This is a genomic window from Kribbella kalugense (assembly GCF_004365875.1).
Lineage (GTDB): Bacteria > Actinomycetota > Actinomycetes > Propionibacteriales > Kribbellaceae > Kribbella > Kribbella kalugense.
Genome location: NZ_SODF01000002.1, coordinates 2,100,401 through 2,112,448, shown reverse-complemented (window position 1 = coordinate 2,112,448; position 12,048 = coordinate 2,100,401). Strand labels below are relative to the sequence as shown.

Below are 12,048 nucleotides of genomic sequence, written 5' to 3'. Positions count from 1 at the left end.
CTTCATCTTCGCAAGTGCGCTATACATGGTCGACATGGACGCTGATGTGATCGTCGTCGGGGCGGGGCTGGCCGGGCTGGCCGCGACCGCCGAGCTGGCCGACGCGGGCCGGAAGGTGCTGCTGCTCGACCAGGAACCCGAGGCATCGCTCGGCGGACAGGCCTTCTGGTCGTTCGGCGGGCTGCTGTTCGTCGATTCCCCGGAGCAGCGGCGGATGGGGATCAAGGACTCCCATGACCTCGCGCTGCAGGACTGGCTCGGCTCGGCCGGATTCGACCGGCTGGACGACGAGGACAAGTGGGCCCGGCAATGGGCCGAGGCGTACGTCGACTGGGCCGCCGGCGAGAAGCGTCCGTGGCTGCATGCGCAGGGCGTGCGGTTCTTCCCGGTCGTCGGGTGGGCCGAACGCGGCGGCTACAACGCGGACGGCCATGGGAACTCGGTGCCGCGCTTCCACATCACCTGGGGCACTGGACCCGGACTGGTCGCACCGTTCGAGCGGCGGGTGCGCGAGGCGGTCGCGAAGGGACTGGTCGAGTTCCGGTTCCGGCATCGGGTGGACGAGCTGACCGTGACCGGCGGAGTGGTCGACGGCGTCGCGGGCAAGGTGCTCGAGCCCAGCGACGTACCGCGTGGGGTGTCGAGCTCGCGGGAGGAGGTCGGTGACTTCCAGCTGACCGCGCAGGCGGTGATCGTCACATCCGGCGGCATCGGCGGCAACCACGACCTGGTACGGGCGCAGTGGCCGAAGCGGATGGGCGAGCCGCCGAAGCGGATGATCTCCGGCGTGCCCGCACACGTGGACGGTCGGATGCTCGCGATCACCGAGAAGGCCGGCGGCCGGTACGTGAACCAGGACCGGATGTGGCACTACACCGAGGGCATCCAGAACTGGGACCCGATCTGGCCGATGCACGGCATCCGGATCTTGCCGGGGCCGTCGTCGCTGTGGTTCGACGCGACCGGGAAGCGGCTGCCGGTGCCGTTGTTCCCCGGGTTCGACACGTTGGGGACGCTCGAGCACATCATGACGACCGGGTACGACTACACCTGGTTCGTGCTGACCCAGAAGATCATCGAGAAGGAGTTCGCCCTCTCCGGCCAGGAGCAGAACCCGGACCTGACCGGCAAGGACATCAAGGGGGTGCTCGGCCGCGCCCGCGGCGGGGCGACCGCGCCGGTCCGGGCGTTCATGGAGAACGGCGCCGATTTCGTTGTCCGTAGCAACCTTCCGGACCTGGTCCGCGGGATGAACGATCTGACCGGCGACAAGCTGATCGACCTGGACGACCTCGAGCGGCAGATCGTCGCGCGCGACCGGGAGCTGACCAACACCTTCACCAAGGACCTGCAGGTGACCGCCCTTCGCGGCGCCCGGAACTACCGCGGTGACAAGCTGATCCGGGTCGCGTCGCCGCACCGGATCCTCGATCCGAAGGCCGGCCCGCTGATCGCCGTGCGGCTGAACATCCTCACCCGCAAGTCCCTCGGCGGTCTGCAGACCGACCTCGATTCGCGGGTACTGCGGACCGACGGCACCCCGCTCCCCGGTGTGTACGCGGCCGGCGAGGTCGCGGGCTTCGGTGGTGGAGGTATCCACGGCTACCGCTCCCTCGAAGGCACCTTCGTCGGCGGCTGTCTCTTCACCGGCCGTACGGCGGGACGCGCGGCCGCGAAGGCTGTGTCGTGACCGAGGTCCGCGTTCCCGGTGCCGAACACCAGGAGCTCGCCGAGCTGGACGACCTGACCACCGCCGGTGGTCACACCGACCCCGACGACTATCTGGGCACCACCCACGCCGGGCTGCCGGCGCAGTCGGATGTGCCGGGAGTCCAGATCGACGGCTACTTCCCGTCGGACTCGCACACCAACACCCACCACGGCTGGAACCACGACGCCCAGTTCGTCATTCGGCTCCCCGAGCAGTGGAACGGCGGCCTCGTCGTCTCCGGAGCGCCCGGCGTGCGAGCGCAGTACTCGAACGACAAGGCGATCTCGGACTACGTGCTCTCGCTCGGCTACGCGTACGCCGCCACCGACAAGGGCAACACGGGTCTCGAGTTCTACGGCAACAGCCGTCGTCCCGGTGACGCGATCGTCGAGTGGAACGAGCGGATGACCGAGCTGACCCGGTCCGCCGGCGAGACAGTCACGCAGTACTACGGTCGCCCGGCCGACGAGGTGATCGCGGCCGGCGTCTCGAACGGCGGGTATCTGGTCCGCTGGCAACTCGAGAATCACCCGGAGCTCTACACCCGGGGCGTCGAGCTCGAAGGCACGCTGTGGACCGCGGACCTCAACCCGTTCTCGGCGCTGCCATCGGCGATCAGGGGCTATGAGCAACAATCTCCGGAGCTGATCACCGCGGCCGGATTCGATCCCGGGTCGGACTTCCTCTGGGAGTACCACTACACGATCTACTGGACGCTGACCCAACAGATCTACACCCGCGAACTCGACCCGTCGTACCAAGGCAGCGAGGCGGCGTACGACTACTCGCAACGGCCCGAGGCGCACGAGGCGATCCAGCGCTTCGCCCTGACCGGGAAGATCGGCAAGCCGCTGCACAGCATCCACGGGACCTACGACTGTCTGCTCCCGATCCCGCAGTCCGACCGGTACGCCGAGCTGGCCGCATCGACCGGGCTGCACACGTACCAGCGGGTCGAGGCAGGCAATCATCTCGACGGTCTCGTCGACGCCTACCCCGACCGGCTGGTCCCCCTCGTTCCCCTCCTGCAGCAGGCGATCAGAACACCATCGTGAGCAGGTCGGCGAACAGTTCCTGATCGTCGACCTCCAGCCCACGGTTGGTGAACCAGGTCGCCATGTTGTGGCAGTCGCGCATCAGGAAGTCCATACCCTTCGGGTTGCCGACGATGTCGATCACCTGCGGCAGGTCGATCATCACGATCCGCTCCCCTTGGGCGAGGACGTTGTACGGCGAGAGGTCACCGTGCGCCAGCCCGGCCCGGGCCAGTTCACGCATCGCGCCGCGGAGCTGCTCGAAGTACTCACCGAGCAGCTCCTTCGACGGCCGGACCTGGGCGAGCCGTGGCGCGGCCCCGCCTTCACCGTCGTCGATGAACTCCATCAGCAGCTCGGTGCCGTCCACCTGTACCGGGTACGGCACCGGGACGCCGGCCGTCCAGAGCCGGTTGAGGGCGTCCCACTCGGCGTACGCCCAGTGTCCGGCCGCGACGCCACGGCCGTGCGCAGTCTTCTTCTGCATGGCGCGGGTGTCACGGCTGTTGCGGGTACGGCGCCCTTCGACGTACGCCGTACTGCGGTGGAAGGACCGGTGTTCCTCGCTGCGGTACCGCTTCGCGGCCAGCAGGGAGGATTTCGCCGGGTTGTCGCCGATGGCTTCGACGGACCGTTCGACCAGGAAGACGTCGGCTTCCTTACCGGTTTTGAGGACGCCGAGCTCGGTATCGATCGCGGCCTGTTCCGTCACCACCCAGTCCGGGCGGGGATCAGGTCCGCGAGAGCCGCGCTCGACGTCCAGCCAGGTGGACCACCGCTGATCCGGACCGAGCTCCTCGTCCACGGAGTGGAACTTGAAGACGAAGGCGTCGGAGGGATCGGGTTCGGACTCGTCGCGAGTCAGATCGGCCCAGCGGGACTCTAGGTCGGGAAAGTTGTCAGAAAGGTCGTGCGAACTGCGAAAGACGTCGGAAGACATCTGGTGTGCTCCTGAACCTTGAGGTGAGACTGACGCGGACATGCCGCAGCACAGTGATGGCCATCCGTCAGCCCTCCTTAGGTCCAGGCAGCGCTCGCCGCCGCTCGGTCGCACCAGGATGCCCCGCCCGCAGCGGGGCGCGCAATCTATTTAATGCAGCTGAGAACGTGCGGTCGGCCGCAGCCGCAGTTCCTGCGCCGGCTTCGAGGTCCGGCAGACCAGTTCCGGGAGCACCCGCTGCTGCCAGGCCGCCGACGCGGACAGCCGCTGCCGGTGGTCGTCGTGCGCCGCATCGTCGTCGAAGCGCGCAAACCAGGTGAGCACCACCTCGTCCCGCAACGGCAGTGCCGGAAAGTTGTTCTCAGCAACCAAACTCTCGAACACCGCGACCGGTGCGGCGCCGGTCGCGGTCAGCACCGGTACGACGTGATCGGTGAAGAACTCGACGAACCCGTCGTCCTCGGAACCGCGGTGGTAGACGGCGCCGGCGATCATCGATCCCGGCGTACTTGAGTTGCCGATCGGCAGTCTGGGTACGTCGAGAGCCGGGTAGCCGGCGCTGAGCCGGACCGGCCTCAGCAGCAGCGCGTTGTCCGAGTCGACCATCGTCGCGTTCGCGGCCGCCGCGTGCTCACGCCAGATCGGGCCGTAGTAGAACGCCTTCAGCGCGTCCGCTCGGGCGGGCAGGTCCGGGAACCCGCGGATCCAGACGAAGCGGTCGGGATCGTCCAGATCGCGGAACTGACCGACGATATGCATCCCGGTCCCCTCCTGGCCCTCGACGAAGTACGTGTCGAAGATCTCGATCAAGGTGTCCCGCTGACCGGGGTGCAGCGTGTACTGGCGCAGGTCGACGACGGCGCAGCAATCGTTCATAGGTGCAAGGGAAGCACCGAAACCTGACAGTTACTGTCAGGCCACAGTCGTTTGAAACAGCCGTAACAGGCGGGTACTTGCATGCGTCGGCCGAGTTTGATCTGGTGGAGGTAGTGGTTCAGACCCTGCCACTAGACCAACTGCACGACGACACGACGAGGTATCTCCCGTGACGATTGCAGCCGTCAGCGCCGAAGACATCAAGCTGAACATCGCCGACGAAACCCACGAGCTGCTGCTCGAGGCCGACGCCGTACCCGATCCCCGGCACCAGGAGTGTCTGGACCAGGTCGTCCTGCTGAACGCGCCGGTGGCGAGATCGATCGCATCGCGCTTCCGCAGCAAGGGTGTCGACTCCGACGACCTGGAGCAGGTCGCGTACCTCGGCCTGATCAAGGCCGCCAACGGATACCGGCTGGACGCCTCGACGGCGTTCCTGTCGTACGCCGTACCGACGATTCGCGGTGAGCTGAAGCGGTATTTCCGCGACTGTGCCTGGACGATCCGGCCACCGCGCCGGGTGCAGGAGATGCAGGGCAGCATCGCCGCGGCAGAGCCCGAGCTGATCCAGCGACTCGGTCACGTGCCGAGCGACGAGGAGACCGCCGTCGCGCTGGGCACGGATCCGGCCGAGGTCGCCGAGGCCACCTCCGTCCGCGGCTGCTTCAACACGCTGTCGCTGGACGCGCCGGGTGCTTCGGAAGGCGCGACCAGCCTGATCGAAACGGTCGCCGACGCCGAGGGCGGCTACGACCTGGTCGAGGACGTGCACACACTCACCCCGGCGGTCGCGAACCTTGGCGACCGGGACAAACGCATCCTCCAGCTGCGGTTCTGCAACGGCTTCACCCAGGAAGAGATCGGCAACGAGCTCGGCGTCAGCCAGATGCAGGTCTCCCGGCTCCTCCGCGGAATCCTGGAAAAGCTCCGCAGCGAACTGGCCACCGGGGTACCGAAGAACGGGTAACGTCACCTTGTGGACTTCGAGGAGGCGGCCGATGCGCTGTACGCGGCGCCGGCGGCCGACTTCATTGCTCGTCGCAACGAGCTCGCCAAGCGACTGAAGGCCGACGGCGACCCGGACGGTTCGACCCGGCTGAAGGCGCTGCGCAAGCCGACGGTCGCGGCCTGGATCGCGAACCTGGTGTCCCGCAAGGTGCCGGACGAGCTCGACGACCTGCTCGCGCTCGGCGACGAGTTCCGCGAGGCGACCGCCGATCTCGACGGCGAACGGCTGCGGGACCTGACGCCGAGGCGCCACCAGCTGCTGGACAAGCTGAGCAAGGAGGCCGCTCAGCTGGCCGGCGAAGAAGGCCAGAAGCTCAGTGCCGACGTCGGCCAGAAGCTGCGCGAGACGCTGGACGCCGCCCTGGTCGACCCGGCCGCGGGCGACGCCGTCCGCGAGGGCCGGCTGAGCAGTGCGCTCCGGCATGTCGGGTTCGGCGTCGTCGACGAGAACGGCGAACCGTCCAACGTCACCCCGCTCACCGACGAACGCCGTCAGGCCGCCCGCGACCGCCGCAAGGCCAAGCAGGCTGAATCCGACAGCGCCCAGGAACAGCATGAATCCGCCCAGCGGGAGCAGGCCGAGCAAGAGGAACGCGAGGCCGCCGAGCGGGCGAAGGCCAGGCAGGCGTTCGAGGACGCGGTCGCGGCAGCACAGACAGCCGAGGCCAAGGTCGAGGATCTCGACACGCAGCTCGACCGCGCCCGCGAAGCCCTCTCCGAGGCCCAGGCCCTCGTCCATCGCGTCGGCGCCGAACTCGACGAGGCCCGCCGCGCTGCCCGCGACGCCCAGAAGGAAAGCCGCGAGGCCCGCAAGCGGTACAACCGGCTCTGACTACCTACTCTCCCGGTGTCGGGAGCAGGTAGCGGCCAGGGTTCGCTGGGGCGCCGGCGTCGAGCCAGCGGTGGAAGCCTTCGGGGTTGCGGCGTTCGAACTCGTCGAGACAGATGCGGCGGACCTCGGCGACGGCCTGGCGGTCGCGGAGTCCGGCGCCGCTGGAGAGCTGGTTGGCGGTGTCGGACCAGACGCCGCAGAGCTCTTCGGTGCTGAGCGGGCACTGCAAGGACTCGATCAGCTTCTCGTCCTCCGCAAGCTGCGCCTCGGTGAGCCGCTCGAGCCTGCGCTGCTCACGCGAGTGCCGCCGCCGACGCGGCCGCCTTTCTGGTACGACGAAGTCGATCAAAACGAACAGGCCGGCAAGGACCATCGCCGCGGCCACCCCCAGCGCACCCCAAGCCAGCAGCCGGACCAGCCCGGGCAGACACAACACCGCGGCCGCCGCCGAAGCCGCGACCATCGTGGCCGAGCCGTACGGCGCGTCGTCCGTCACATGCCGAACCACCGCAGCGAGCGGCCAGACCAGTAGGAACACCACGGTCAGCAGGATCGAAGCGGCCAGCGGACCCAGCAGGAGGACGCCGGAAAGCGCCCCGGCGGTCCCTACTCCGAGACCGGCCGCGACCCCGATCCGCCGCACCACCGGCGACGCTGCCACCTTCGAATTCACCACGACTCACTCACCATCGGCACCCGCACAGATCCCCTCCCCCGGAGAACGAACACCCCCTGCGCACCGTTCCCCGTCCAGCGTCACCCGAATCCGTCCGCTGTTCAACCCGTGGTCTGAGCTGTGACCTGGACCGTGATCGCGGATCATGTATCAGATGAGGACCTTCGCCGAACGCGTCCGCGGCCTCGCCCCGGCGCCGTGGGAGCACGACGACGAGCTGCTCCGGGGCCTGTACGACGCTCAGCTCGGCAGCCGGCACGCCGACCTCGCGGCCCGTTGGATGCAGTCCCAGGGCACCGGTTTCTACACGATCGGCTCGGCCGGCCACGAGGGCAACGCGGCCGTCGCCGCCGCGCTGCAGCCGACCGATCCGGCGCTGCTGCACTACCGATCCGGTGCCTTCTACCTGACCCGGGCGGCCCAGTGCGGCTCGAAGGAAGGGCTGCGCGACATCCTGCTCGGCGTCGCCGCGGCGACCAGTGAGCCGATCGCGGGCGGCCGGCACAAGGTGTTCGGCCGGCACGAGCTGGCGATCATCCCGCAGACCTCGACGATCGCGTCCCACCTGCCCCGGGCGATGGGCGTGGCGTTCTCGCTGAACCGGTCGGCGAAGCTCGGCGTACCGTCGCCGTGGCCGGCCGACGCGATCGTGGTGACCAGTTTCGGCGACGCGTCCGCGAACCACTCGACCGCGACCGGCGCGATCAACGCCGCCCTGCACGCGTCGTACCAGGGGCTGCCGATGCCGTTGCTGCTGGTCTGCGAGGACAACGGGATCGGGATCAGCGTGCGCACGCCGGACGGCTGGATCCGGCAGGCGTACGGGTCGCGCCCCGGTCTGCGGTACTTCGACGCCGACGGCACAGACCTGGACGCTGCCCTGTCGATGGCGACCGAGGCGGCGACGTTCGTACGGCGCAACCGGCGGCCGGCCTTCCTGCGGCTGCGTACCGTCCGCCTGCTCGGCCACGCCGGCTCCGACGTCGAGACGGCGTACCGCTCCCCTGCCGAGCTGGCCGCTGACGAGGAACTCGACCCGCTGCTCGGTACGGCGCGCTACCTGCTCGGCGCCGGCTACACGGCCGACGAGATCATCGAGCTGTACGACGACAAGCAGGCCGAAGCACTCCGGATCGCGGCCGAGATCGCGGGCCTCCCGCAGCTCGCCTCCGCCGAGACCGTGGCCGCGCCCCTGCGCTTCCCAGCAAAGGCAACTGTCGCCGAGGCGCTGCCACAACGCACGCCATCGACCGAGCCGCTCACGCTGAGCCAGTCGATCAATCGGGCCCTCAGTGACGTGCTCGCGTCGTACCCCGAGGCGATGGTCTTCGGCGAGGACGTCGGTCGCAAGGGCGGCGTGTACGGCGTGACCCGTGGGCTGCAGAAGGTCTACGGACCGCCTCGCGTGTTCGACACTCTGCTCGACGAACAGTCGATCCTGGGTCTGGCGCTCGGCGCCGGCGTCTCCGGGCTGCTGCCGTTCCCCGAGATCCAGTACCTCGCCTATCTGCACAACGCCGAGGACCAGCTCCGCGGCGAGGCGGCGTCGCTGAAGTTCTTCTCGCAGGAGCAGTACGCGAACCCAATGGTGCTGCGGATCGCCGGGTACGGGTACCAGAAGGGCTTCGGCGGGCACTTCCACAACGACGACGCGATCGGCGTACTGCGGGACATCCCGGGCATCGTGATCGCCTCGCCGTCGAGGCCTGACGACGCGGCCGCGATGCTGCACACGTGTGCGGCGGCGGCGCGATCGTCCGGCACGGTCAGCGTGTTCCTCGAGCCGATCGCGCTCTACCACCGGCGGGATCTGTACGACGACGGGGACGACAAGTGGCTGGCGTCGTACCCGGACGAAGAGGTGCCGATCGGGCGCGGCCGGACGTACGGCGACGGGACCGAGCTGACCATCGTCACGTTCGGGAACGGCGTACCGATGAGCCTGCGGGTCGCGGCCCGGGTGCCTGGGGTCCGCGTCCTCGACCTGCGGTGGCTGGCGCCGTTGCCGGTCGAGGATCTGTTGCGCGAGGCAACCACCACGGGACGCGTGCTGGTCGCCGACGAGACCCGTCGGTCCGGTGGCGTGTCCGAGGGCATCCTGGCCACGCTGATCGACCACGGCTACACCGGACGGCTGGCCCGAGTGACGAGCTACGACTCGTACGTGCCGCTCGGCGCGGCCGCGCACGAAGTACTGCTGAGCGAGCAGACCATCGAGACAGCGGCCCGCTCGATGCTCAGCTGAACAATCGCTGCCAGATCGACTTCTTCTTCGCCGGCCGCTCGTCGGCAGACCGCGGACGAGGGGTCGTCGCGGGCCGCTCCATCCGCCACTGGGCGATGATCGCGTCCTCGTTCACCGGGCCGGTCGGCACGACTGGTCCGGTGGTGTCGCGGATGCTGAGCCGGATCCGGCTGTTCAGGTCGGCCAGGTACTCGCGGACCTCGGACTCGCGCCGCATCCCGCGGACCTTCTCGTAGACCTGCTGCTTCTCCTTGCGGAGCAGCATCGCCGGCGGCAGCAACGCCTCGGTCTCGACGTCCTCGCGACGGATGAAGTCTTTGACCCACCAGTCGGGATCGTGCCCGTCGGCCAGCTTCAGTGGTTTGCCGGCACCGGGCAGGTTCTCGAACTCGCCCTGGTTCTGAGCCAGCTTGATCTGCGACTCGACCCAGTCCTGGTTGTCCATACCTGGTGGTCTGCGCTTGGTCATGGCCACACCGCCTGTCATCATCGACAGCTTCTTCGAACTATCACTGTAATGGCTTGTGAATGCAATCACAAGGCATACTCGAAACGTGCAGCTGACGGACGAAGAGATCGCGACGATGACGCCGGCCGAGCGGCGGGACCTGATCCTGCGACTCGCGCCCCACCCGGCCGGGATGCCGACCCGGCAGACGATCGACCGGCTCCGCAAGTGGAGGACCGCGCTGATGCTGGTTTGCGCGGCCGCTCTGATCCCGTGGACCGTCTACCTGGCGATCACCCTGCCCAGCCACTACGTCGCCCGGAACTGGGTCGCGACCTGGGTCGGCTTCGACATCCTGCTGCTCGCGATGCTGATCCTGACCGCACTCGCGGGCTGGAAGCGCAAGCAGTTCGTCTTCCCGACCGCGTTCGCGACCGGAGTGCTGCTGCTCTGCGACGCCTGGTTCGACGTGATGACCAGTCACCGTGGCGGCGACCTCACCCAGGCGCTGCTCAGCGCTCTGCTGGTCGAACTCCCGTTGGCGTTCGTCCTGATCGCCGGCCCGCTCCGCCTGCTCCGGTACGTCGCCATCCGGCACGGCATGATCCACCAGGACTCCCACCTGTGGCGGATGCCGATCCCGATCCCGGATCTCTATCCCGACCACAAGGTGCCCTTTAGGGTGGATCCTCACGACTGACGAGAGGGATGCCGCATGGCCGTAGAGGTGCTGTCCGTTGTCGGTGGCGAGCGGATCTCGGAGGCGGTACGGCGTACCCCGTCGACCAACCCTGCCCGGCTGAGTGAGGTCGTCGGGACGGTTGGTAGCGCCGGGCCGGAGGTGTTCGTCCAGGCGGCTTCGGTCGCACAGGCCGCGCAGGTCGCGTGGGCCGCGACGCCGGCGCCGCAGCGCGGTCAGGTGATCTCGAACGTCGGCCGGCTGATGACCTCGAACAAGGAGCGGCTCGCCAAGCTCGTCACGCAGGAGATCGGGAAGCCGCTCGCCGAGGCGCTCGGTGAGGTCCAGGAGATCATCGACACCTGCGACTTCTTCCTCGGCGAGGGACGCCGGCTCTACGGGCAGACGGTGCCGTCGGAGATGCCGGACAAGCAACTGTTCACGTTCCGCCGTCCGGTCGGCACGGTCGCGATCATTACGGCCGGCAACTTCCCGGTCGCGGTCCCGTCCTGGTACATCGTGCCGGCGCTGCTCTGCGGCAACACAGTCGTCTGGAAGCCGGCGGAGTACTCCGCAGTGGTCTCGGACGCGTTCTACGAGATCTTCGCGCATTCCGGCGTACCGGCCGGGGTTTTCAACGTGGTGTACGCCGATGGACCGGACACGTTCTCGGGTCTCGAACAGGCCTTGCAGGCGGGGCTAATCAACAAGGTCGGCTTCACCGGGTCGAGCGCCGTTGGTGAGCGGATCGGCGAGCTGTGCGGCCGCCATCTGCAGAACCCGTGCCTCGAGCTCGGCGGCAAGAACCCGATGGTGATCACCGAGGACGCGGACCTCGACCTGGCCGTCGAAGGCGCCCTCTTCTCCGGCTTCGGTACGGCGGGACAGCGGTGCACCTCACTCGGTACGGCGATCGCGCACCGGTCGGTGTACGACGAATTCCTGGACCGGTTCGGGCGGGCGACCGAGGACGCGGCGATGGGCGATCCGGCGGAGGACGTGCTGTTCGGGCCGTTGCTGGACGAGAAGTTCGCGGCCGGGTTCGAGAAGACGCTGGGGTGGATCGGGCCGCACCACCGGGTCATCGGCCGAACCGGGCGGGTCACGGCGGACAACCCGCGGGCCGGGTTCGTCGGGGATCCGGCGGACGGGTTGTTCTACCACCCGGTCATCGTGGCCGGAGTGCAGCCGGACGACGAGCTGTTCATGAACGAGACGTTCGGTCCGATCGTCGGAGTCACGCCGTACACCTCCCTGGACGAAGCGATTGCTCTAGGCAACAAGTCGGGGTACGGGCTGTCGAGTTCGATCTACACCACCGATCCGAACAAGGCGTTCCGGTTCGCGCAGGGGATCTCGGCGGGGATGGTCAGCGTGAACAACTCGACCTCCGGCGCGGAGGCGCACCTGCCGTTCGGCGGGAACGGGAAGTCGGGCAACGGGTCGCGGCAGAGCGGGATCTGGGTGCTGGACCAGTTCACCCGCTGGCAGTCGATGAACTGGGACTACTCAGGCCGGTTGCAAAAGGCCCAGATGGACACCGAGACCGTCGAAGCCGACTTCTCGTTCGAGCTGCCGTGACAGCGGCGTCCGTGACCA

At 68.3% G+C, this 12,048-nt stretch carries 11 protein-coding genes; 7 read left to right on the top strand and 4 right to left on the bottom strand.

All coding sequences use genetic code 11. From position 1 onward, the window contains the following. The first annotated feature begins 34 nt into the window (after positions 1 to 34). Together EV650_RS27915 and EV650_RS27910 are read left to right on the top strand one after the other, a co-directional pair. Positions 35 to 1,690 carry an FAD-binding dehydrogenase gene (locus EV650_RS27915; protein ID WP_202874947.1) on the top strand — a complete coding sequence of 552 codons (1,656 nt, stop codon included), beginning with the start codon at positions 35 to 37 and terminating at the stop codon, positions 1,688 to 1,690. Beyond that, positions 1,687 to 2,766 (top strand): alpha/beta hydrolase family protein, encoded by a 1,080-nt coding sequence (locus tag EV650_RS27910; protein WP_238174489.1) that lies wholly within the window; start codon positions 1,687 to 1,689, stop codon positions 2,764 to 2,766. The genes EV650_RS27915 and EV650_RS27910 overlap by 4 nt, the downstream gene beginning before the upstream one ends. Here EV650_RS27910 and EV650_RS27905 read toward each other — a convergent pair. After that, positions 2,750 to 3,685, bottom strand: a complete 936-nt coding sequence (locus EV650_RS27905; RefSeq protein WP_134121940.1) for a serine protein kinase RIO — start codon at positions 3,683 to 3,685, stop codon at positions 2,750 to 2,752. The genes EV650_RS27910 and EV650_RS27905 overlap by 17 nt on opposite strands. Before the next feature lie 150 nt (positions 3,686 to 3,835). Next, positions 3,836 to 4,561 carry an NIPSNAP family protein gene (locus EV650_RS27900; protein ID WP_134121939.1) on the bottom strand — a complete coding sequence of 242 codons (726 nt, stop codon included), beginning with the start codon at positions 4,559 to 4,561 and terminating at the stop codon, positions 3,836 to 3,838. A 169-nt stretch (positions 4,562 to 4,730) separates the two neighbouring features. Between EV650_RS27900 and EV650_RS27895 the strand changes: the two genes are divergently transcribed. Together EV650_RS27895 and EV650_RS27890 are read left to right on the top strand one after the other, a co-directional pair. Further along, positions 4,731 to 5,528, top strand: a complete 798-nt coding sequence (locus tag EV650_RS27895; protein ID WP_134121938.1) for a sigma-70 family RNA polymerase sigma factor — start codon at positions 4,731 to 4,733, stop codon at positions 5,526 to 5,528. A 9-nt stretch (positions 5,529 to 5,537) separates the two neighbouring features. Then, positions 5,538 to 6,401 carry a hypothetical protein gene (locus tag EV650_RS27890; RefSeq protein WP_134121937.1) on the top strand — a complete coding sequence of 288 codons (864 nt, stop codon included), beginning with the start codon at positions 5,538 to 5,540 and terminating at the stop codon, positions 6,399 to 6,401. Between the two features lie 4 nt (positions 6,402 to 6,405). Here EV650_RS27890 and EV650_RS27885 read toward each other — a convergent pair whose 3' ends face one another. After that, positions 6,406 to 7,074: a hypothetical protein gene (locus EV650_RS27885; RefSeq protein WP_238174488.1), complete on the bottom strand. Its 669-nt coding sequence runs from the start codon at positions 7,072 to 7,074 to the stop codon at positions 6,406 to 6,408. Positions 7,075 to 7,231: 157 nt separating this feature from the next. Here EV650_RS27885 and EV650_RS27880 point away from each other — a divergent pair, with 157 nt between their 5' ends. Beyond that, positions 7,232 to 9,322 carry a thiamine pyrophosphate-dependent enzyme gene (locus EV650_RS27880; protein ID WP_238174487.1) on the top strand — a complete coding sequence of 697 codons (2,091 nt, stop codon included), beginning with the start codon at positions 7,232 to 7,234 and terminating at the stop codon, positions 9,320 to 9,322. Here EV650_RS27880 and EV650_RS27875 read toward each other — a convergent pair. Further along, positions 9,315 to 9,791 carry a DnaJ family domain-containing protein gene (locus EV650_RS27875; RefSeq protein WP_134121935.1) on the bottom strand — a complete coding sequence of 159 codons (477 nt, stop codon included), beginning with the start codon at positions 9,789 to 9,791 and terminating at the stop codon, positions 9,315 to 9,317. The two genes, EV650_RS27880 and EV650_RS27875, sit on opposite strands and share 8 nt — an antisense overlap. 85 nt (positions 9,792 to 9,876) lie before the next feature. Here EV650_RS27875 and EV650_RS27870 point away from each other — a divergent pair, with 85 nt between their 5' ends. Beyond that, a complete protein-coding gene (locus EV650_RS27870) occupies positions 9,877 to 10,470 on the top strand; it encodes a hypothetical protein (protein ID WP_202874945.1) in 594 nt (197 codons plus the stop codon). A gap of 15 nt (positions 10,471 to 10,485) precedes the next feature. Continuing rightward, positions 10,486 to 12,030 (top strand): aldehyde dehydrogenase family protein, encoded by a 1,545-nt coding sequence (locus EV650_RS27865; RefSeq protein WP_134121934.1) that lies wholly within the window; start codon positions 10,486 to 10,488, stop codon positions 12,028 to 12,030. Positions 12,031 to 12,048: the final 18 nt, after the last annotated feature.